This window comes from Levilactobacillus lanxiensis (assembly GCF_016861655.1).
In the GTDB taxonomy this organism is placed as follows: Bacteria; Bacillota; Bacilli; order Lactobacillales; family Lactobacillaceae; genus Levilactobacillus; species Levilactobacillus lanxiensis.
Genome location: NZ_BOLN01000004.1, coordinates 225,072 through 246,827 on the forward strand (window position 1 = coordinate 225,072; position 21,756 = coordinate 246,827).

18 protein-coding genes are annotated in these 21,756 nt (G+C 48.7%); all 18 read left to right on the forward strand.

What is annotated here, in order from left to right:
- Window positions 1–11: 11 nt before the first annotated feature.
- The 18 genes from glmM (at window position 12) to JUF22_RS06860 (ending at window position 21,750) form a co-directional block, all read left to right on the forward strand.
- Complete coding sequence (gene glmM, locus JUF22_RS06780) at window positions 12–1,367, forward strand: phosphoglucosamine mutase (protein ID WP_203644832.1); 1,356 nt, start codon at window positions 12–14, stop codon at window positions 1,365–1,367.
- A 910-nt stretch (window positions 1,368–2,277) separates the two neighbouring features.
- Window positions 2,278–4,095: a glutamine--fructose-6-phosphate transaminase (isomerizing) gene (gene glmS / locus JUF22_RS06785; RefSeq protein WP_125765581.1), complete on the forward strand. Its 1,818-nt coding sequence runs from the start codon at window positions 2,278–2,280 to the stop codon at window positions 4,093–4,095.
- 511 nt (window positions 4,096–4,606) lie between these two features.
- On the forward strand, window positions 4,607–4,729 hold the full coding sequence (locus JUF22_RS13845; protein ID WP_263853631.1) for a hypothetical protein: 123 nt from the start codon (window positions 4,607–4,609) through the stop codon (window positions 4,727–4,729).
- Window positions 4,730–4,880: 151 nt separating this feature from the next.
- The gene (locus JUF22_RS06790; RefSeq protein WP_203644939.1) at window positions 4,881–5,585 is read left to right on the forward strand and encodes a glucosamine-6-phosphate deaminase; all 705 of its coding nucleotides are present in this window, start codon (window positions 4,881–4,883) and stop codon (window positions 5,583–5,585) included.
- Between the two features lie 102 nt (window positions 5,586–5,687).
- Window positions 5,688–7,133 carry a glycoside hydrolase family 73 protein gene (locus tag JUF22_RS06795; RefSeq protein ID WP_203644834.1) on the forward strand — a complete coding sequence of 482 codons (1,446 nt, stop codon included), beginning with the start codon at window positions 5,688–5,690 and terminating at the stop codon, window positions 7,131–7,133.
- Between the two features lie 206 nt (window positions 7,134–7,339).
- On the forward strand, window positions 7,340–8,425 hold the full coding sequence (locus JUF22_RS06800; RefSeq protein WP_203644836.1) for an ABC transporter ATP-binding protein: 1,086 nt from the start codon (window positions 7,340–7,342) through the stop codon (window positions 8,423–8,425).
- Between the two features lie 790 nt (window positions 8,426–9,215).
- On the forward strand, window positions 9,216–9,503 hold the full coding sequence (locus JUF22_RS06805) for an LlsX family protein (protein ID WP_203644838.1): 288 nt from the start codon (window positions 9,216–9,218) through the stop codon (window positions 9,501–9,503).
- Between the two features lie 329 nt (window positions 9,504–9,832).
- On the forward strand, window positions 9,833–10,141 hold the full coding sequence (locus JUF22_RS06810; RefSeq protein WP_125765586.1) for a hypothetical protein: 309 nt from the start codon (window positions 9,833–9,835) through the stop codon (window positions 10,139–10,141).
- Between the two features lie 607 nt (window positions 10,142–10,748).
- Window positions 10,749–11,480: an NEAT domain-containing protein gene (locus JUF22_RS06815; protein ID WP_203644845.1), complete on the forward strand. Its 732-nt coding sequence runs from the start codon at window positions 10,749–10,751 to the stop codon at window positions 11,478–11,480.
- A gap of 72 nt (window positions 11,481–11,552) precedes the next feature.
- Window positions 11,553–12,731 carry an NEAT domain-containing protein gene (locus JUF22_RS06820; RefSeq protein WP_203644853.1) on the forward strand — a complete coding sequence of 393 codons (1,179 nt, stop codon included), beginning with the start codon at window positions 11,553–11,555 and terminating at the stop codon, window positions 12,729–12,731.
- Complete coding sequence (locus JUF22_RS06825; RefSeq protein WP_203644868.1) at window positions 12,724–13,524, forward strand: NEAT domain-containing protein; 801 nt, start codon at window positions 12,724–12,726, stop codon at window positions 13,522–13,524. The genes JUF22_RS06820 and JUF22_RS06825 overlap by 8 nt, the downstream gene beginning before the upstream one ends.
- Before the next feature lie 13 nt (window positions 13,525–13,537).
- Window positions 13,538–14,431 carry a heme ABC transporter substrate-binding protein IsdE gene (gene isdE / locus JUF22_RS06830; protein ID WP_203644876.1) on the forward strand — a complete coding sequence of 298 codons (894 nt, stop codon included), beginning with the start codon at window positions 13,538–13,540 and terminating at the stop codon, window positions 14,429–14,431.
- Entirely contained in the window at window positions 14,428–15,396 is a 969-nt protein-coding gene (locus tag JUF22_RS06835; RefSeq protein WP_203644878.1) for an iron ABC transporter permease, read from the forward strand. Before isdE ends, JUF22_RS06835 begins: the two co-directional genes overlap by 4 nt.
- On the forward strand, window positions 15,377–16,135 hold the full coding sequence (locus JUF22_RS06840; protein ID WP_203644880.1) for an ABC transporter ATP-binding protein: 759 nt from the start codon (window positions 15,377–15,379) through the stop codon (window positions 16,133–16,135). The genes JUF22_RS06835 and JUF22_RS06840 overlap by 20 nt, the downstream gene beginning before the upstream one ends.
- Window positions 16,136–16,597: 462 nt before the next feature.
- Window positions 16,598–17,827, forward strand: coding sequence for a hypothetical protein (locus JUF22_RS06845; protein ID WP_203644882.1), 1,230 nt, complete (start codon window positions 16,598–16,600; stop codon window positions 17,825–17,827).
- A gap of 262 nt (window positions 17,828–18,089) precedes the next feature.
- On the forward strand, window positions 18,090–19,136 hold the full coding sequence (locus tag JUF22_RS06850) for a hypothetical protein (RefSeq protein WP_203644883.1): 1,047 nt from the start codon (window positions 18,090–18,092) through the stop codon (window positions 19,134–19,136).
- Between the two features lie 127 nt (window positions 19,137–19,263).
- Window positions 19,264–20,457: a hypothetical protein gene (locus tag JUF22_RS06855; RefSeq protein WP_203644885.1), complete on the forward strand. Its 1,194-nt coding sequence runs from the start codon at window positions 19,264–19,266 to the stop codon at window positions 20,455–20,457.
- Window positions 20,458–20,550: 93 nt separating this feature from the next.
- Window positions 20,551–21,750 (forward strand): hypothetical protein, encoded by a 1,200-nt coding sequence (locus JUF22_RS06860; RefSeq protein WP_203644887.1) that lies wholly within the window; start codon window positions 20,551–20,553, stop codon window positions 21,748–21,750.
- The last annotated feature ends 6 nt before the right edge of the window (window positions 21,751–21,756 follow it).

Genomic DNA, 21,756 nt, shown 5'->3' on the forward strand with positions numbered 1-21,756 from the left:
GGAAATTTGACATGAAGTATTTTGGAACTGATGGTGTTCGGGGAGTTGCCAACCAAGATTTATCTCCCGAGTTAGCGTTTAAAGTCGGCCGGTTCGGTGGGTATGTCTTGACCCAGCACGCTGATAGCGACAACGCGCACCCCCAAGTCTTAGTGGCCCGCGACACCCGGATCTCCGGTCAATTGCTGGAAAATGCCTTGGTTGCCGGCTTGCTTTCCGTGGGAATCGAAGTTCTCCGCTTGGGTGTGATCTCAACGCCAGCCGTTGCTTACTTAGTCCGGACGCAAGGCGCCGCAGCCGGGGTCATGATCACGGCTTCCCACAACCCCGTTGAATATAACGGGATCAAGTATTTCGGGAACGACGGCTACAAGCTGTCTGACGAAATGGAAGAAGAAATCGAAGCCCTGCTGGATGCCCCAACCGACGACTTACCACGGCCAACGACTGATGGCTTAGGCACGGTTGAAGACTACTCCGAAGGTAGCCAAAAGTACATTCAGTTCCTGGAACAAACGATTGCCGATGACCTGGAAGGGTTACACATCGCTGTGGACTCCGCTAACGGGGCTACCAGCGGCTTGGTTTCTCGCTTATATGCGGACCTGAACCTGGACTTTGACACGATTGCCACCACGCCAAACGGCTTGAACATCAACGATCAAGTGGGGTCGACCCACCCAGAACAATTACAAAAATTTGTTGTGGAAAAGGGTGCGGCCATTGGGTTAGCCTTTGATGGTGACGGTGACCGGTGTATCGCAGTTGATGAAGAAGGTAACATCGTCGACGGGGATAAGATCATGTACATCTGTGGGAAATACATGGCTGAACATGGGCGTCTGAAGAAGGACACCATCGTGACGACTGTCATGAGTAACCTGGGGATGTACAAGGCCATGGAAGCCCACGAACTGAAGTCTGTGAAGACTAAAGTTGGGGACCGTTACGTGGTTGAAGAAATGCGGAAATCCGGGTACAACCTGGGTGGCGAACAGTCCGGCCACATTGTCTTCTTGGACTTCAATACGACCGGTGACGGCTTGTTGACGAGTTTACAATTACTCCACATCCTGAAGGTGACGGGCAAGAAGCTGTCCGAATTGGCCGCTGACGTGAAGACCTACCCACAAAAGTTGGTCAACATTAAGGTTGCTGACAAGGAAGCTGCTTTGAACAACCCCCAAGTCCAAGCCATGATTGCCACGGTTGAAAAAGAAATGGCTGGCGACGGCCGGGTCTTGGTTCGGCCTTCCGGGACTGAACCTTTGTTACGGGTAATGGCTGAAGCCCCAACCGAAGAAACGGTTGCGGCTTACGTGGACCGGATTGCTGACGTGGTCCGCGCCGAAGTCGGCGTCGACTAGCACTCTGGGTTAAACTGATGTTGGTGGCGCCTTACCGGTCGGCGAAAATAAACCGGAACGTGGTAGGCGGCCGCCTGGAGCCAAAAGGCGGTCTCCAGGCTTACTTTGAGCCTCTGAGAAACGAGTCTCAAAGATACCAGTTTCCTAGGTGGCAGAGCCACCAAGGAAACTCCTACGACTGAGTTTATTTTCGCCGACCTCACGGCTGACATGGGTTTAAACCCGCGCTAATCGAAACGATTCTTTGTTTAAAGTTTGGCTTAGAGAAAACCGGAACGTGGTAGGCGGACGCCCGGAGCCAAAGGACGGTCTCCAGGCTTACTTTGAGCCTCTGAGAAACGAGTCTCAAAGATACCAGTTTTCTAGGTGGCAGAGCCACCAAGGAAACTCCTACGACTGAGTTTATTTTCGCCGACCTCACGGCTGTCATTGGTTTAGCCCGTGTTAGTCTTGCTAGGTGTCTGTTTTATACTGGCAGAGGTACTTTGCTAGATAACAGCAAACACTCAGCTAGGTAACATCGGACCAATACTAAATTAATTAGAAGTGCAAACAGGATTGACCACTCATAAACTGAGCCGCCAATCCTGTTTTTTCTTGGGCTATTTGCTGGTGAACGGGAAATTGCTGTCAGTCATGAATGACCCAATCGCCCAATGACTTACCCAATAAGTAGGCAAATAGGTGCGTGTTTTTTAAGATTTCCTTGTATAAATATTTCGATATACCGGTTTTGGCTTTTCTAATTGACAACCCTGACGGAACGCTGTAAAGTATAGTCATTCAGAGATGATTTTCAGGACGTTTCAGTCTATACCAATTTCTGAGAAAGCTCATTCATTTAATTAATCAAATTATCCGACCCGTCCGGTTTACCGGAACCGGTGTCGAGCAAAGGAAGATATAAACTATGTGTGGAATTGTTGGAGTTACGGGTAACGACAACGCCGTTAAGATCTTAGTTGACGGCTTACAAAAACTGGAATACCGGGGTTACGATTCAGCTGGTATCTACGTGAACGACCAAAAGGGACAGGACTACTTGGTTAAAACCAAGGGTCGGATCTCTCAATTACGTTCAAAGATTACCCCAGACGTACACGGTTCTACTGGGATCGGTCATACGCGTTGGGCAACCCATGGGGTCGTTAGCGTGGACAACGCGCATCCTCATTTCTCAAACGACGACCGGTTCTACTTGGTTCACAACGGGGTCATCGACAACTTCCAAGAACTCAAGGCTAAGTACTTGAGCGATGTGCCTTTCAAGAGCCAAACGGATACCGAAGTTGTTGTACAATTGATCGACAAGTTTGCCGTTGAAGACAATTTGGATGCTAAGCAAGCCTTTCTTAAGACGTTGAGCCTGTTAAAGGGTTCCTCTTACGCCTTCCTGATGATGGACCGTGACCAACCAGACACGTTGTTCGTTGCCAAGAACAAGAGCCCACTGTTGATTGGGGTCGGCGATGGTTTTAACGTGGTCTGCTCCGATGCCTTGGCTATGTTGCGCGAAACGCATGACTTCCTGGAGTTGATGGATGGTGAAGTCGTTACCATCACGCCAGACAAGGTGGCCATTGAAGACGCTGACGGGAATGCCGTTGAACGGAAGACCTTCCACGTTGACATGAACGCCGACGAAGCCGACAAGGGGACTTACCCATTCTACATGTTGAAGGAAGTCGACGAACAACCTAACGTGATGCGCAAGTTAGCGCAAACTTACCTGTCAGAACACGGCGAACCAGAAATTGATGACAAGCTGTTGAAGGCGATGCAAGCCGCTGACCGTCTGTACATCGTGGGTGCTGGGACCAGCTACCATGCCGGTTTGATTGGGAAGCGTTTATTTGAAAACTTGGCTCACATCCCAACGGAAGTTCACGTTTCTTCTGAATTTGCCTATGAACAACCAATGTTATCAGAGAAGCCATTCTTCATCTTCCTGACGCAATCCGGTGAAACGGCCGACAGTCGTGAAGTGCTGGTCAACGTGAACGATGCTGGCTACCCAAGCCTGACCATCACGAACGTCCAAAACTCCACGTTGTCTCGTGAAGCGACCTACACGTTGCTGCTACATGCCGGTCCAGAAATTGCGGTTGCCTCAACCAAGGCTTACACGGCGCAAATCGCGTTGGAAGCCATCCTGGCTAAGGCCTTAGGTGAAGTGACGGGCCAAATCATCGCCCAAAACTTTAACATCCGTCAACAACTTGGTTTAGTTGCCACGGGGATGCAGGCCATCGTTGACGAAAAGGATAAGTTGGAAGCCATTTCGAACAACTACCTGTTGAAGACCAACCGGGCCTTCTACATTGGCCGGGGCATCGACCACGCCGTTTCTTTGGAAGCTGCCTTGAAGTTGAAGGAAATTTCTTACATTCAATGTGAAGGTTTTGCTTCCGGTGAATTGAAACATGGGACGATTGCCTTGATCGAAGAGGGCACGCCAGTCATTGGTTTCATCACCCAGGAAAAGACGGCCGGCCTGACTCGGAGTAACTTACAAGAAACCATGGCGCGGGGTGCCAAGACGTTGACCATCGTTCGCGAAGGTTTAGCCGTTGACGGCGACGACTTGATCCTGCCAGATGTTGATGAAATGTTAATGCCATTGCTGAGCGTTGTCCCAGCACAACTGTTGGCTTACTACACTAGTCTGAACAAGGGCTTGGATGTTGATAAGCCACGGAACTTGGCCAAGAGTGTGACTGTTGAATAAAGTTTCATCTGAGAGCTCCCCACTTGTTGGGTGGCTCTTTTTTTTGAGCTTTGGGTTCGCTCCCGGCGGCGGCTTTCAAAGTGCCCGGCTATGGGGCCGGTTCCAGACTGAGGGGCGGTCTTCCACCTCAACTTTGAGCCTGAGAAGCGGTCTCAAAGGTTGTCCCGTGGACTAGGCTGAGACAAAACCTCAGCCAAGACCACCGACACAGCCGGGAACTTTGAGCCGCCTCTGGTCGCTGGGACTGGTTCGGTGCGTGCCACCCAACAAGTGGGTGGATTCAGCCGTCCTTGATGTCTACTACAGGTACAATACAACTTCGGCCGTTGCTCGCTGATTGTTTCCCGGCACGCCATCACGAGAAAGTTGAGTAGCTTAGTTGGCTAATGACCCAGTAACGCGGCGTTTGTGACTGTCTTGGTGCTCGCCAGGGAACGTCTTTTTCTTGCGTTAACTTACTTTTAGTTGTATAGTAATTGCAAATAATCTATGAAAGCGGGAGGTGAAAATGATGAAATATACGAAGCGAGTCGATAGTCATAAAAACCAGAAGCAAAAGGATGCCACTTTTGAAAAATTCCGCAAGCAACAGAACGATTTAAGCGCCAACCGGCGGGGAATTCGGCGGAAGTAGTGGGACGGTAGCCATTTTGGCGGTCGTCCTTTTTGTTTTCAAAAATTTTCAAAATCCCGAGCAAATAACTTGCAAAACTGGTCTAGAGCATTTATAATTGGCCTATACCATTAAGAGAGGGAGACTGAATGATATGAAACAATTGACGAACATGAAGGTACAAATTGTTAGCGACAAGCAAGCAGGGGGCCAAGCCGGCTTCCGGGTCTTTGAAGATGCGTTACAGAACGGGGCCAAGGTTTTAGGCTTAGCAACTGGGAGCACGCCAGTCACCATTTATGAACAATTGGCTGCGAGCGATTTGGACTTCAGTCAATTAACGTCGGTCAACCTGGACGAATACGTTGGTTTGAACGCAGACCATCCACAAAGCTACCATTACTTTATGCAAGAACACTTATTCAACGCTAAACCTTTTGCACATTCATATGTCCCAGATGGGGCTGATTTGGATGCGGCTAAGGCCACTAGCGAATACGATCAAATCATTGCGGAAAACCCGATTGATTTACAACTGTTGGGCTTGGGTAAGAACGGCCACATCGGCTTTAACGAACCCGGGACTGACCCCGACTCAACGACCCACAAGGTGATGTTGACGGATTCGACCATTGACGCCAATGCGCGGTTCTTTGACAACGCCGATGAAGTGCCACGTTACGCTTATTCCATGGGTATCGGATCCATTTTAAAGGCCAAGCAAATCCTGATTGTTGCCTACGGTGAAGCCAAGGCTGCCGCGGTTGCTGCCATGATTCAAGGTCCCGTAACGCCAGACGTGCCAGCCAGCTATTTGCAGACTCATCCGAATGTGACCGTGATCTTGGATGAAGCCGCTGCAAGTCAGTTAGATTAAGTCTTTGTTTCAACCGCATTTTCTCTTGAATTTTCCTTTCTGCACCCGGGGCACATATGGTATTCTTGTCCTGGAAGCGATTTTAAGGGGGAAACCGGTAAAATGAAGCGAACGAAACGATGGCTACTAGCCGCGCTCGTCTTGGGTGTCGGCGTCGGTGGCTTTACCATTAGTAAGGGGACGGGGCATGCGGCGACCACCGACCCACAAACCTTTATCTCAACTTTAAAGAGTCCGGTCACGACGGTGGCAAACAAGTATAAATTGTATCCGTCTGTGATGATGGCTCAGGCTGCCTTAGAGAGCGCTTGGGGGACCAGTACGCTCACCACTACCGCCAATAATTACTTTGGCATTAAAGGCGCCTATAATGGCCAATCCGTGACGATGCAGACGTCCGAGTACGATAGTAATGGACAGTTATACTATACAAATGCCAACTTTAGAAAATATCCAAGCGCCAAGGCCTCAATGACGGACAACGCCACGTTGTTACGCAATGGGACCAGTTACAATCCCACGATTTACAGTGGGACCTGGCGGGAAAATGCGGCGACTTACAGTGACGCAGCCAATGCGCTGACCAACACGTACGCCACCGCCCCAACCTATGGTAGCAGTCTCATCTCGATTATTAAGACGTATAATCTGAGTTCGCTGCTAGATGGAAGCTCGACAAGTTCATCCAGCAGCTCCTCTAACAGTAGCAGTGCGGATACCGCGGCACCTAAGCCGAAGCCCGTCGTGTATGACAAGGCGACGTACTTTGGTGCGAGTGGGACCCAAACAGCTCGGTTGAACGCCCAATACACCAGCTACCGTCTGTACAACCACATCAAGGGGACCCGCGAGAAGGTCACGAAGACGGCCTGGAACAAGGTTAGAGCTGGCCAGGATGTTCAGGTTTACCTGGATATGCGTGGGGTCAAGAAGGCCACGACGACTGGCAAGAAGACCACCTGGTACCGGCTGAAATTTACTGACAGCAGTTCAGCCAAGAAGTATTGGGTGTACGGCAAAGCGTTAACCTTGCCAACTGTTAAATACACCAAAGGGTCGGCCACGGTCAAGGTAAACAGCGCGTTGAGTGGGAGTTACTACAACCACGTGTTCAATTCGCCGTACCTGGCCAAGTCCATGGGCACGCTGAAGAAGTTAACGGCAAAGTCCTACACGGCTGATAATCAGGCGGTGAAGACGCAGGATGGGGTCAAATCGACCTGGTACCGGATCAAGGTTGGCGACGATAAGTATTGGATTGCGTCAACGGAAACGGCTGCCAGTCCCCAGTATGACTACGTTTTGTATTCAGCGGCCAGTGGCACCAAGAAACTGAGCGCCAAGTACAAAAAGTATACGCTTTACAATCACGTGAAGAAGACCCATTTTAACCAGGAAAGCTATAAATGGCCGAGCGGGAGTAAGAAGGGCGCAAAGGTTACGGTGAACTATAAGGGACTCAAGACGGCCTACGGGACGACTTGGTACCGCATCCAGTTCAGCGGCAACAAGACCAATTACTGGGTCGATTCACGGGCGTTAGCTTAATTAAATAGAGTGATTCGAAGGTTTGGTAGCCGTGGGGCTGCTGAACCTTTTTGCGTTTTGGACATCGCGGACACCTTAACAAATCGCTAAGGCTGACTAGAAAGTTCCCACAAGTCACAAATATTTGGTATAATACAACAGACTGAGCCCGGTACGTTTACGGGCCGCATAAGGAAACGTAAAAATTGAGTTAGGAAGTTTAATTCATGGATAATTCTTACAAAATTAAAGTACAACACGTTACGAAGGAATACGATCTGTACAAGAGCCAAGCGGAAAAACTGCGCGCGTTCTTCTCACTGAGTAACTCCACCGTGCCACATTTCTGGTCATTGATGGGCATCTCCCTGGAAGTAAAGCCGGGCGAAACCCTGGGCCTGATTGGGGTCAACGGTTCCGGAAAGTCGACGCTGTCCAACATCATTTCTGGCATCATTCCCCAAACGACGGGGACGGTCGATGTTCGCGGGGATACCTCAATCATCGCCATCGGTGCCGGCTTACGGGGGAACCTGACCGGATTGGAAAACATTCGGTTGAAGGCCTTGATGCAGGGGCTGACTAATCCCGAAATTGATGCGTTAATGGATGACATCGTGTCCTTCGCTGATATTGGTGATTTCTTATACCAACCAGTTAAGAGTTACTCTTCTGGGATGAAGTCACGGCTGGGCTTTTCTATTGCCGTGCACGTGAACCCAGACATCTTGATCATTGATGAAGCGTTGTCCGTTGGGGATGATACCTTCTACCAAAAGTGTGTGGACAAGATTTCTGAGTTTAAAGACGAGGGTAAGACCATCGTCTTCGTCAGTCACTCCCTGAAGCAAGTGGAAATTCTGTGTGACCGCGTCGCTTGGATTCACTACGGGACGCTCAAGGAAATTGGTGCGACCGCTGATGTGGTCAAGCACTACCGCGAATTCACCAAGTGGTTCAAGGGTCAGACCAAGAAGGAAAAGAAGCACTTCCAACGTCAAATGAAGACCAACCAAAAGTCCTTTGATATTGACGCTTACCAGAAACAGGTCACCGAAGAACGTCAAGCGGCGGCACCAGATGATCCAAACGTGGCAGCCGAGGTCAAGAAGGACTTCTATGGCTCAGTCATCAGTGAAAAGATGAGCTGGGGCAATCGCCTCTTAACCTTCGGGGTTGCCATCGTCTTTGTCCTGGCGTGCCTGGTCAACGTTTCGGGTCACTCAGTGAGTGAAGTCCTGCAAAACCCAGGGAGCATTGTGCACCCAGAAACGGTGCTTCACGATTCAAACAAAACAACAAATGTGAAATAAATTAGAGAATAATAAGAATACAGATAGATTTTTATTATTTTTCGTGGTATCTTTAAGTTACCATTTATTTACCCCTTTATTTGATTTCCCAATGAACCGAATAAAGGTTTATCTCTCATTTGGTGAAGACTAAATGGCGGGGACGAGAAGAAATTCTCGGTCTCTTTTTGTAGAGTGCGGAGCGAGCCGTTTAGACTCTGAGCATTAACGTGGCAAAGGGAATATCCCCGAACTTGGGATATTTTCTTTGCCGGGTTAAGCGCAGGAGTCTGGCTCGCGTAGCACGTTTCGGAAGCTGCCAGTATCGGGATAGTTCCGTGGAGAACCAAGCAAACGACCTAAAGTTAAGATAAGATTTAAGGGATATCTCCGGGTTTGGGTCGTTTCCGTTACGGTGTTAAGCGGAACCAGTTGCCCCGCGTAGCACGTTTCAGAAGCTGCCAGTACCGGGATAGTTCCGCGAGGAGCCAAGCAAACAATCTAAAACAAGATAAGATCTAAGGACTATGCCAGGCTTGGGTCATTGCTTAGTCGGGGTTAAGCGCAGGGACCTGCCCCGCGTAGCACGTTTCGGAAGTTGCCAGTATCGGGATAGTTCCGCGAGGAGCCAAGCAAAACTTAAACCAAATAACGTTAATTAAGAGCTACCAATTACAAGGTGGCTCTTTTCTTTTAAAGTGGAATCAAAACGCACTTTAATAAAACTCACCAACCCAACCGCGCACAAATTAATACCGTCGCAAAGCACTTGCAGTAAACTAGCCCCAACCAAAAAGGGAAGGCAATCCACATGAACAAAACTAGTCGGCGAATTCTCATTGAAATGATCAGCGGTGGTTTAGTCACAGCAATCGCGATGCTACTGTGGGGCGGTTTTGATGCCTGGATTGCTCGGGCAGATGATATCACGCCACTTAGGGTAGACTTTTTTCACATCACCTTTTACCGGGTCACACAGGCGATTGGCCAATTTCACGGTCAAATTTTTCCCGTGAACGCTGGAATCCTTCTGGTCATTGGTGCGGTCTTGGTAGTGGGCTTAGTTGAACTCTGGCGCAAGCTGAGCCACGCCAACTAGCGGCCAAGTTACAGACCATTTTCAAATGCGACACAAAATATATTTTTTTAAATAACCGTCAATCCGGTCCAACCCTATGTAGGAGTGGGGAGTAACTGGTGAGCACCCAAACTGATAACGTAAAATAATAGTGAAAATCACCAACTATTTTTTGAAAGCTATTGACAGCGCTTACAAAAACCGGTATATTATATCTCGTAAGGTATTAATAATTACCTTCTAATCAATTCTCTTTCTCTCTTATGCCGACCACTGCCATTCCCTGGTAGTGGTTTTGTTTTGCCCAAAATCACGGTATAATAGAAGCATTGTGCGGAGGCGATTTAAAAATGAAAAGTCACGAAACATTTACACTGATCGAGGAAATTACCCGCCTCGATGGCAGTAAATACATGGAAATCAGCGACATGGTCCAAAATGGCCGGGCGGAACTAGCGGTGGAGCGCAAGCTGATCAAGCAAGTGCGGATCCTACAGCTAAACATTGCCCACACGCCTCACGTCCAGGCTTACGAAGACTACGTGAACGAAAATTACACGATGCCAGAAGAGGCCTTCACTGAATTTCAGGAATGGAAACGCACGCCAGAAATGGAAAAGGAAGTTGCGGCCATTCTCCACGAAAACCATATTGGGTAATTTTTAAATTATCTGTTAGCGAACCACGTCCTAGTCAATGAGGATGTGGTTTTTTCTTTAGACTGGTTTGGGGCTAAATCACGCACGGAACTGATGATTGCGGGCAGACGATAGTTAGCCAACTTAGCAAACAAAGCCAGCCAACCATGCGGAGCCCAAGCACTCACAAATATGAGACCAACGCTTAGTGACTGACAGTAGGTACGGGATAGAAAAAATGGATCAGCACGGACAGTCTAAGTGACCAGAGGCGGATCAACCTGCCCAGCTGTGTCGGTGGTCTTGGCTGGAGTCCTTTTCCAGCCTAGCCCACGGGACGACCTTTGAGACCGCCTTTTGGCTCAAAGTCGAGGTGGAAGCCCGGCCCTCAGGCTGGAACCGGCCCCATAGCAGGTCAGGTTGAATCCGCCGCCGGAAACGGACTGTCATCGACATCCAATCCAGTTAACCACCCATTTAACCCCAAGGAAAAACTAATCGGCCTATCAGTCTATAAACAAAATGACAATTTGATTGGCCACAAAATTGTGGTACTCAACCAATAATCGTGCTACTATGAAAGCGGATTCATAAAAGATTTATAGTTTGTTTTGGGAGGGTTTATTTTATGAAAAAATCTTTAACAATTATGAGTGCCTTATTGATGGTTACCAGTGCGGGTGCCGGCATTTCCTTGAACCAAGTCACAACGCCAACTGCGACGGCTCAGGCGGCTGCTTTAAATGCGGCTAAACTGGCAAATGGTAAGTACAGCATCACATACAATCTGTACAAGACCGGGACCACGACGGCTTCCGAAGCGGCTGGCTACTTCACCACCGCGACGGTTACGGCTAAGAACCAGAAGACTGCCGTGGCGTTGAAGAGCACGGCGGCCGCTAACCAGTACCTGGATGCCGTCACGTTAGGTGGTCAGGCGGCTAAGGTCACGAAGGCGGCAACGGGCAATACATACACGTTTAGCAACGTGAACTTGAAGCAAGACCAAACGATTGGCTTCACGGTCGCCGTTCCGGGCATGCCACAAGCCATGAAGGAAACCGCAACGTTGGCTTTTCAAACCAACACGTTGAAGGCCACCACGAAGGCGAAGGCTAAGAAGACCGTTAAGCTGAGCACCAAGGCAGTCAAAGCCAAGGCCAAGAAGGTTAGTGGCACGACCACCAAGGGCGCCAAGGTGACGGTCAAGCACAACAAGACCACGTTAGGCAAGGTCACGACCAAGAAGCAGGCCTACACGGTCAAGCTGAAGAAGGCCGTTAAGAAGAGTTGGAAGTTGAAGGTCACCGCGACTAAAGCCGGTTATAAGACCGTGACCAAGACCGTAACGGTTAAGTAAGTGGAAAAATCACTACCGGTTTCGGTGGTGATTTTTTGGTTTTATTTAAAATAAGAAACGGGGGAGCACAAGATGAAACATCTACAGCAATTTTTCCGTGTTATCGCCTGTCTGGTCGTGGGTCTCGTCTTTCTTGGCTGGACCCAAACGACGGATGGCCATGCCGCGACGTTAAGCAATGGCCTTTATCAAGTTCCCATGAAAATTATCAAGGCGGACAGTAGCGCCACGTCCGATGCCAATCAGTTCTTTGGTAAAACGGCCGTGGTTCGCGTGAATCACGCTCAGGTGACGGTTCTGATCACCTCGAATGGCGCCAAGTACATTAAGAAGATGATCGTGGCTGACCAAGCCGTGACGCTGGTCAAAACGGTGGATCAACAGGCGTTGTATCAATTTAATCTGACGGCCCAGACCAGTCCGCTGACCACGGCCTTTAGCCTGACGACGCCGATGGGGGCCATGAAGGAACAGGCCCGCCTGACCCTGAACTGGGCCCAGGCCAAATCCGTCAGCGCAAGTGTCGCGACCACGGACTTAATTGCCCAGGCCGAAACGTTTGCCAAGGCCAATGCCAGCAGTCAGAGGGCTTCCGTAACCGTGCCGAAGACGACCAAAGCTAAGACCGCCACCTCAACGGCTAAAAAGACGACAGCGGCCACCGAATACTGGCGCTACCAAGTCTTACAGGGCAGTAAAATGACCAAGTCCGAGGCCAATCAATACTACACGGATGTGGCGACCGTGACGCCGAAGAGCACCGGGTATCAGGTCACGCTCCATGTGAAATACGCCAAGTCCCTGAAGCTCGGGGCCCGGGCGGTCGTGCCTAAGCGCATCAACGGCGCACAGCCACAAAACGTGACGTACGGTCAGAGTGGTCGGAACTATACCATGAGTTATACCTTTTCCGTGGCGAAACGGTCCGCGTTGACCCAGAAATTGATTCCGGGTCGGATTCACGTGACGGTGCCTGCCATGAACATCAGTCAGACGTTCCCGATTCGTTTCCGTTTTGCCCGGAGTGGGGCGGCTGATCAGGCAGCGGCCGCGACGGTTGCGGCGTTGCCACATACCACCGTGACCGCAGCCAGCGCTAGTGCCAGTCCAACGGCCACGTCGACCGCGACCAAGTCGCATCAGGCAACACTGCCACCAACGGGTGAAGCCTCGAACAACTGGGCCGTCCTGGGTCTCGTGGGGTTAGCGCTCGGCGGATTCATTTGGCGAGGAGGTCGCGCGCATGTCTAAAGGCTTACGCAGTCTCATGCTAGCCATCCTGGTGACTATCGCTGTCTGGTTCCTGCCCACAGCGACAGCGGCCCATGCCCAATCACTGGACTATTCGGCGCTCAAATACGGGACCAATCAAACCTCGATGGCCAGTGGGTACTTTGTCCATCCGGCCAAGGTGACGGTGAAAAATCACGCCTACGTGGTCACCATGGACATTAAAACGGCCAAGAAGTTAACCAGTTGGCCGGTAAAAGTCTTAGAAGTTGATGGGCAATCACCCGAAAATGTCCGCAAGGTCAAGGATTCAGCGGGCAATTCCCATCTGTATTACAGCTTTACCACCACGAATTTGAAACGTGCGGTAAACGCGAAGCTATCAATCTATGTGCCGGACGTGTACAAGGCCAAGCACCTGATCACCTTTAAGTTTAAGACGGGGAATTTACCGGCCTTGAATCAACAGACGACCACGACACGGGCGAAGCGGACCCAGTCCAGTGCGGCGGCAAGTTCCACGGCCAAACCGGCGACCACTAGCGCATCATCGTCGGCAGCCACCGCGTCTAAAGCGTCATCGCAGGCTAAGAGCAGTTCCACGAAAGCAAAGAACCAGGCTAAGTCATCAGCCAAAGCCAAGTCCAGTCAGTCTACCAGTAGCCAATCGTCCAGCAGTGCCGACAGTCAATCGGCCACTAGTGCGGACCAGCTACCGGCGCACCAGACCCATTGGGGCGCGCTGATTGGCGGCGTGGTGGCCATCGTTGTCTTAGTCGGTGGCGGCAGTTGGTGGTACTTTGGCCGACACTAGGAGGTAAGTGCACATGCAAAATCCAAGAAAAATCGGCCTGATCACGTTGGCCGTTTTGGTGGTGCTGGGCCTCGCCGGTGGCGGCATTGCCTGGCAACAGCAACGTCAGAAGCAAAGCCAGCCACGCATCGTGGCAACGACGGTCGCTATCGTTCAGATTGCGGACAAACTCCATTTACCCCTGGTGGGCGTGCCAACGACGGCTAATAAGTTGCCACAACGGTATCGCCAGGTCACCAAGGTGGGGAGCCCGATGAATCCCAGTGTGGAAAAGATTGCGGCGTTGAAACCGACCGTCGTGTATTCCGTGACGACGTTGGACGACCAATTTGGCAAAGCCTTCAAGGCCCAACACGTGACGCCACACTTTTTAGATTTAACCAGCGTGGGCCATTTACAGAAAACGTTGACGCAGCTGGGCAAGCGGTACGACCGCCAGGCGGCTGCGGCGAAGCAAAATAGGCTGATCAATCAAGCCAAACAGCGGGCAACGGCACGCGCGCGTCACCGGCAACAGCCCCGAGTTTTGGTATTAATGGGACTGCCCGGTGCGTCTTACATGGTGGCCACCAATCGCTCGTACGTGGGGGACCTGGTGCGCCTGGCCGGAGGGCAAAACGTCTTTACCAGTCGCACACAGGAGTATCAAGCACCTAACGACGAGGCCATTCAGAAGGCGAATCCACAGGTCATTTTACGCCTAGAGCACGCGATGCCCAGCATGGTGACCCAGCAGTTTAATCACGAATTCAAGAGTAATGCCATGTGGGCGCAGACGGCGGCGGTCAAGTACCACCGCGTCTATGACCTACAGGAGCCGACCTTTGACGCGACCGCGAACATGCGGGTCGCCACGGCGCTCAAACAGGTCAGCCAGTGGCTGTATCCGAAGGGGGCGGCCGCATGACCAAACATGCTGGCTGGTGGTACGGTGGCGTGCTCGCGCTGCTGGTGCTGACCAGCCTGATTGCGCTCATGGCCGGCACGGAATGGCTGGGACTGTCTCAAGTCACGTGGGCGGTAAGCCATCCGGCCAGCCGCGCCTTCGTGACGATTTTTTCACTCCGACTACCGCGGATTCTGAGCAGTCTCATCTGTGGCGGGAGTCTGGCGGTTGCCGGTGCACTGTTCCAGGCCGTCTTCCGCAATCCCATTGCCGACCCCAGTATCTTAGGGATTAGCTCCGCTGCCGATTTCTTTAAACTGGGTGGGGCACTCCTCTTACCCTGGCTACCCGGTCGCAACTGGCTAATGGCGCTGGTCGGTGGGCTGATTGCCCTGACCATCCTGACCAGTGGCCGGGCGCTGACCGACCCTTACCGATTGATCATCGTGGGGGTGGCGCTCGATGCCACCTTTGTCGGCCTGCAACAGCTGTTGAGCAGTGGGGCCGCTGCGGTGAGCCACAGCACGTTTAACGGGTTGACCTGGAGCGATACCGCCACCTTGCTCGGCCTGGGCGTCGTGGGGCTCGTGGCGGCCCTGATACTGGCACCCTGGGCGAACTATTTAAAATTAACGGATAGTGCGTTGAAAAATGTGGGCGTGCCGGTCAACGTGCTCCGCTGGACGTTGCTGTTACTGGGGATGTACCTGGCCGTCAGCGTGACGGCGGTAGTTGGCACGATTCCCTTTGTCGGCATCGTGATCCCCAACGTGGCGCGGCGGCTAGTCGGCCACGATTACCAAACCGTGCTCCCATTCTCCATGCTCGCGGGGGCCTGGCTGATGCTCGCCGCCGATACGCTGGGACGAACGGTCATCGTGCCCAGCGAGATTTCTGCGGCAACCATGATGGCCGTGATCGGTGGGCCATTTGTCATTATTCTCTTACAACGGGGGCGAGGATTTCATGGAATGTCAACACGTTAGCTATCAGTATCCTCGCCAAACTCGCGGCCTGAGTGACCTGACGGGGGTCTTTCCACCAGAACAGGTCACGACGATCATTGGGCCCAACGGTGCGGGCAAGTCCACGCTGCTCCAGCTATTGGCGCGGCGGCTACCGGCACAGGCGGGACAGGTCGTGTTAAATGAACAGCCGTTGAATCAATTGAGCACCAGGCAGTTGGCCCAACAAGTGGCCATGGTGACGCAACATCATCAGCTGTACGACGAGCTGACGGTGCGGGAGGTCGTGGCGACGGGCCGCTTGCCGTATCACGGGTTGTTGCAGGCGGTCCCGGCAAACGAGGTGACGCCATACTTAGACATGGCGGGGCTGACCTCGCTGGCCGATGAGCTGATTCAAGACCTCTCTGGGGGCCAACAGCAGCGTGCCTGGTTGGCCGCGGCTCTGGCTCAGGAACCGGTCGTGCTCCTGCTGGATGAGCCGACGACCTACCTCGACGTGCATTACCAGCAACAGTTGATGACGCAGTTGCGCCAGTTGGCGGCCAAGGGCCTGACGGTGATCCAGGTGCTCCACGACATTAACCAGGCCTTTCGCGTGAGTGATTGGCTGTGGCTGTTGCAGGACGGCCAGCTGGTCGCCAGTGGCACCCCGGATGATCTCCGCGATGCTAAGCTGTTAGGCCGGACGTTTGCCACGCCGATTGAGATTGTGACAGTGCCGCATCTGGGGCCTTATATTGTTCAGCTGCCGGATTAAAGACTAATAAAATTTTTGGCGTCTCTGCTGTGACAGAGGCGCTTTTTATCGGCCAGACATAATAGGAAAGCCTGTTTTTGGGGACATGAAAGCTAACAACAAGCAAACTATAATGATTGATAGACTTTATGTGATTGGCGTAAATAATTTAAACGGCTTTGGTATTTAATCTTGCTTTTAGTTTAGGGGAAGTTCATTATTGGAATTAACTTAGTGTCAATTTTCAACTGATAGGACGTTCATGAATTCAGGATAGAAAGCTCGTGGGGACAGCATTTTAACTGAACATTGGCAAAATTCACGTGTTCATGTGAATTTCTTATCAATTTCAATTTATATCCATGAGACTAAAATTGTGAGCTTGGCGCATACGCAGCTGAAGCCAGGGAAATCCTGTTCAAAATTTGATTCAGATTTGGCTATACATAGTGGATTAATAAAAATGATTAGGGGTACAGGGGAATGAAGAAAACGGTATTGTTAGGCTTGACAGTATTGGGGTTACTGACGGGGGGGTGTGCGACTCAGAATAATCAAGCTAATAGAGCTTCTGCCAGCAGTGATAGCAACAGTCCAAAAAGGAAGCAGACCGTATCTAAAACTCTTCCAATTGGTCAAATTATTTCTTCGGAGAAGATGGATCCTGATGTTGCGTACAAGGTAACCAATAAAAAGGCTAAATTTTATGATAGTTTGAAAGTCTTTGGGAAAAAGAGTGGCATATTTTCAGACTATGAGACAGTTCATGGGGCCAATCTAATTTTGGGGGCTACGGAAAAATATGTGACGGCAGATAATACATATTATCATGTGGTTAACTATCAATCTGGTGGGTTTGAAAATTCAATTTCGCCAGAGGGTTCTTCAGACTATAACGACGAAGCGGATAATGGTTATGTTAAGGCTAGTGATTTAACTAAATTTTCAACAGTTAAGTCACAGTGGACCTATCAGAAAAAGCAGCCTTACTACGTGGCAGACGCTTGTAATAATCGTATTTGGAACCGGCCAGCATATACGGTTCACTACACTTATGTGAATCACGTGTTTGATCGACTTTCAACGACACAACTGTATGCAACTAAGGAACTGATTAAGCACACTGGCTCACATTATGTGTATCTTGAAACGGCTAAAGGTAAGCAGTTAGGCTGGGTTTACAAAACACCTAAGGTCTTGATTGCTGGGAAGTATTGTGATCCTGGAAAGCAATTATTAAAGCCAAAGAAACATGAAAAAATGGTACAGAAAATTCAGAGTAAAAAATCGACTAAGAATCGTGTAGGTGTTAACGACAGTCTTTCTATGCAACAACGGGTTTATCTTGTCCGAAATAGAAAGCATCAGTTGACGAGTGTTTTAGTGATGGGAATGGATAATCGGCCTGTGAAGTTAACTGTCCATAATGGACAAGTGACCAAACTCAGTAACTATACGTATCGGCGAAAACCTTGGAAAATTGTAACCAGCAAGAAAAAATTACGAACGCATTATCGGGCGGAGCATGCTTATATCGATACTGATATTGCTGAAACAACTTTCTACTCTAAGAAGAGTAAAAAATTAGCGATGGTTGAGACAATTGGTTATGACGGTATTGCACATGCGATTGTTTATCGAAATGGCCGGGTATCATTCAAGACTCATGTGTATAAGAATGTTATTACCTATCCGTTGGCCGATTTTAAGTAGTCATGTTCTTATGGAGTGGGTAGTTGTCATTAAGTCACAATCAATTAGTGGCTTAAGAATGTGGACAAAGGGAGCAATAATGATGAAACGAAAGACGTTCATGATTTTAGCTATGTTGGGTATATCAATAGCTGGCTGTACAAACAATGAATCTCACGAAAAGGTAGCTTCTGCTAGTAGCTCCTCAAGTAAGGTCAGCAACTCGTCAAAGTCATCGTCGAAGGTTGCTCTACCTGTAGGTAAAATCATTTCACGTAAGAAAATGAATGTTGATGATGCGTATAAGGTATCGAATAAGAAAGCAATCTTTTATCGAAACCTCAAAGAGTTTGGTAAGAAGTCCGGTTTTTATTCAGACTATGAAACGGTTCACGGTTCGGATTTAACTTTAGGGGTCTCTGAAAAAATTGTGACCACCAAAGGTGTCTATTTCCACATGGTTAACTATCTTTCAGGCGGGTTTGAGAATGATGTGACACCTGCTGAAGAAAATAAGGCGTACGAAGATCAGGGTTACATTCAGGCCGATTATGTTAAACCGATAAAAACGGTGACCCAATCATGGACTTACGCTCACAGACAACCGTACTATTTAGCCTACCCATGCAATCATCGGATTTGGACGAGACCAGCTTATACGGTCCACTACACGTACATTTCCCATACCTTTGACCGGTTATCACACACGCAGTTGTATGCGACTAAAGAATTGGTCAAACGCAACGGTTCACACTACTCGTATTTGGAGACGGCGCACCGAAAATTGGGGTGGGTTTATAAATCACCAAAGGTCCTAGTCAAAGGGAAGTTTGTGGATCCAGGTAAGCAGTTACTTAATAAGAAAAAGAGCGAGAAATTACAATCACATGTGCAATCAGTAAAATCCACTAAGAGTCGTGTGGGAATTAATGATAGCTTATCCATGCAGCAGCGGGCCTACATTGTCAAAAATAAGCAGGGAAAAATCGTACGGGTATTGGTTATGGGGATGGATAACCGACCAACTAAAGTCACCTTTAAGAATGGCCAAGCAACTAAGCTGATTAGCTATACGTATCGGCGTAAACCATGGAAGACAACTACAAGCCAAAAGAAATTACGACACTCTTTCTGGGCACACCATATTTACATTGATACGCCAACGACCAAGACAATCTTCTATTCTCAAAAAAGCAAGAAGCTTTTGATGAATAAAACGATTGGGTCAGATGGGATGGCAACGACAACCATTTATCGGAACGGTACAGTTAAATTTATGACCCATCCATATAAAGAAATCATTACTTACCGATATGCTAGATTCAAGTAACCAGTCTCTGGACTTGAGGTGGTGCATTATCCATATTAGAAGGGGTGAGTCTGACAGATTCAGGTAGAGGATACATGGTATTTAACCGTGTAGCAGAAACGGCCCAATCAAAGGGGAGTATCAAGTGATGTTTAATGTTCATTTAAAGATGAAAGTACTAGTGATAGTCTTGATTACTCTTGGACTCCCATTAGCGGGGTGCATGGGTGGTTTAGCAAGCTCAAGTGTACAAACTAACTCAAAAGTTGGGATTGTAAAATCAGTTTCAAAAATGAATCCAGACAAGTCATTCCAAGTAACAAATCGGCACGCTAAACTTTATAAGAGTTTGGCCAAGTATGGAAAAAAGGATTGGGTGATTGCTGATTATGCCGATGCTAAAATCACTACTTTAGGTGCTATTAGCAAGTATGTGACGGCAAGTGGTACGTACTATCGTATGGTTGCGTATGATTCGGGGGGATTTGAAAAGTCTAAGGACGCCATGACATCAACTGATTATGATGCGTTTGATGATTTCGGTGTGATTAAAGCTGAGGACGTAAAGCAAGTCAACGTTGTTAAGTCGCAATGGACTTATAAGAAACGGCAACCATACTATATAGCTGATCCATTTACACATCGTATTTGGGACAGCCCAATATATACGAAGCACTATACTTATATTTCGCACGTGTTTGATCGGCTAACCCAGACGCAATTGTATGCGACTAAGGAATTGATTAAGCGTAATGGTATTCATTATGTTTTCTTGGAAACGGTAAACAAAAAGTTGGGTTGGGTTTACAAGTCTCTCAAAGTACTGATTAGGGGAAAGTATCGTGATATCGGGAAGCAACTATTAAAAGTGAAAGCTCATGATAAGCTCATTAAAAAGCAACAGAGTGCTAAATCAACGAAGAGCAGAGTGGGTGTTAATGATAGTTTGTCAGTGCCGCAACGTGCTTATATTGTCCGGAAGAATAAGCGGAAAATTTCTCAGCTATTGGTAGTGGGGATGGACAATCGACCAATCAAGATTGTTTTTAAGAATGGTCGGCCAACTAAAATGGTTGGATACACATACCGACGTACAGTGTGGAAAACAATAACTAATCGGAAAAAGTTAACCTCAAGCTATTATTTGGCTCATGATTCATTAGACATTGCGATAACTGATGTTAAATTCTATCCCAAGTCAAGTAAGCTTCTGGTACGTGTCAAGACTATTGGCGGCGGTGATGGAAGTGCTAAGACACTTATTTACCGAAATGGAAAGGTTAAGTTTAGTACGCATATTTACAAACATGTATTGACTTACTCATACGCTAATTTCAAGTAACCATCTTATGCTATGGTCTTTCGGAGCATCGATGAGAGTTGTGAGTGGGAAACGTGTTGCGTATTTTAAAATCGGTCTGGGGAGAGGTCAGATATGAAGAGTAGAATATTTTTACTTTTGGGCTTAGCGTTAGTAGTTGCCGGTTGTGCATCAAAAGTGAATTCTGATGAGAACGCGACGGCCAGCATGTTTGTGCCAACGAATTCTAAAGTTGGTCAAATCAAGAAAAGTACGGTTCCAAACATCGACGTGGCCTACAAAATAGCCAATAAAAAACTCCACTTTTATCGAAGTCTAAAAATGTTTGGTAAAAAATCTGCGGTGACTGCGGACTACGCAACTGAACGTGGTGAGACATTTGGGGCAACGAACAAGTATGTCACATCAAAGGGGACGTTTTATCACATGGTTACCTATGAATCTGGCGGGTTCGAAGGTATTCATGGGCCTCAGACAATCGATAATTTTTCTGACTTTGCGGACGTTGGTTATGTAAAAGCAAGCGATATGAAGAGAATTAAAACGGTGCACGATGTCAAGACGTATAAGCACAAGCGGCCCTACTACGTTGCTGATCCGAACATTCACCGAATTTGGAATCAGCCACCTTACACGGTTCACTATACCTACATTTCGGGGGTGTTTGATCGATTGGCTGCGGAGCAATTGTATGCGACCAAGGAAGTAACTAGGTATAACGGCTCGCATTATATTTTCTTAGAACGGGCGAATGGCCAAAAGCTAGGTTGGACTTTTAAAAATTCTAAATCGTTAGTGGCCGGAAAGTATCGTGATCCGGGTAAGCAATTTTTGAAGCCTAAGAAGCATGAAGCAATGACTAAGAAAGTACAAAGCAATCGTTCCACGGGTAATCGGGTAACAACCAATGAAAGCCTGTCGATGCCACAGCGAACTTACATTTTACGTGATAAGCAGCACCACATTGCCAAAGTTTTAGTCACGGGGATGGATAATCGAATTTCTAAAATCAACTTTCATAAGGGACAAGCGACTAAGCTGACTGTCTACACATACCGCCGAAAGCCTTGGAAAACAATTACTAATCGTAAGAAATTACGGACACATTACCAGGCGGGACATCTTTTCTTGCAAACAGATAACGCCCGGGCAAATTTCTATTCGGTCAAGAATCCTAAATTGGTTACTGTCATTACCTATGGCTATGATGGGATGGCAACGACAACGGTTTATCGTAATGGCCGAGTGAAATTTAACACACATAAGTACAAGCACATTATGACATATCCATTATCAAGTTTTAATTTCAAGTAACCACCT

Coding starts and splice junctions, on each gene's coding strand:
- glmM (WP_203644832.1), top strand. CDS start 12: ATGAAGTATTTTGGAACTGATGGTGTTCGGGGAGTTGCCAACCAAGAT.
- glmS (WP_125765581.1), top strand. CDS start 2,278: ATGTGTGGAATTGTTGGAGTTACGGGTAACGACAACGCCGTTAAGATC.
- JUF22_RS13845 (WP_263853631.1), top strand. CDS start 4,607: ATGAAATATACGAAGCGAGTCGATAGTCATAAAAACCAGAAGCAAAAG.
- JUF22_RS06790 (WP_203644939.1), top strand. CDS start 4,881: ATGAAGGTACAAATTGTTAGCGACAAGCAAGCAGGGGGCCAAGCCGGC.
- JUF22_RS06795 (WP_203644834.1), top strand. CDS start 5,688: ATGAAGCGAACGAAACGATGGCTACTAGCCGCGCTCGTCTTGGGTGTC.
- JUF22_RS06800 (WP_203644836.1), top strand. CDS start 7,340: ATGGATAATTCTTACAAAATTAAAGTACAACACGTTACGAAGGAATAC.
- JUF22_RS06805 (WP_203644838.1), top strand. CDS start 9,216: ATGAACAAAACTAGTCGGCGAATTCTCATTGAAATGATCAGCGGTGGT.
- JUF22_RS06810 (WP_125765586.1), top strand. CDS start 9,833: ATGAAAAGTCACGAAACATTTACACTGATCGAGGAAATTACCCGCCTC.
- JUF22_RS06815 (WP_203644845.1), top strand. CDS start 10,749: ATGAAAAAATCTTTAACAATTATGAGTGCCTTATTGATGGTTACCAGT.
- JUF22_RS06820 (WP_203644853.1), top strand. CDS start 11,553: ATGAAACATCTACAGCAATTTTTCCGTGTTATCGCCTGTCTGGTCGTG.
- JUF22_RS06825 (WP_203644868.1), top strand. CDS start 12,724: ATGTCTAAAGGCTTACGCAGTCTCATGCTAGCCATCCTGGTGACTATC.
- isdE (WP_203644876.1), top strand. CDS start 13,538: ATGCAAAATCCAAGAAAAATCGGCCTGATCACGTTGGCCGTTTTGGTG.
- JUF22_RS06835 (WP_203644878.1), top strand. CDS start 14,428: ATGACCAAACATGCTGGCTGGTGGTACGGTGGCGTGCTCGCGCTGCTG.
- JUF22_RS06840 (WP_203644880.1), top strand. CDS start 15,377: ATGGAATGTCAACACGTTAGCTATCAGTATCCTCGCCAAACTCGCGGC.
- JUF22_RS06845 (WP_203644882.1), top strand. CDS start 16,598: ATGAAGAAAACGGTATTGTTAGGCTTGACAGTATTGGGGTTACTGACG.
- JUF22_RS06850 (WP_203644883.1), top strand. CDS start 18,090: ATGAATGTTGATGATGCGTATAAGGTATCGAATAAGAAAGCAATCTTT.
- JUF22_RS06855 (WP_203644885.1), top strand. CDS start 19,264: ATGTTTAATGTTCATTTAAAGATGAAAGTACTAGTGATAGTCTTGATT.
- JUF22_RS06860 (WP_203644887.1), top strand. CDS start 20,551: ATGAAGAGTAGAATATTTTTACTTTTGGGCTTAGCGTTAGTAGTTGCC.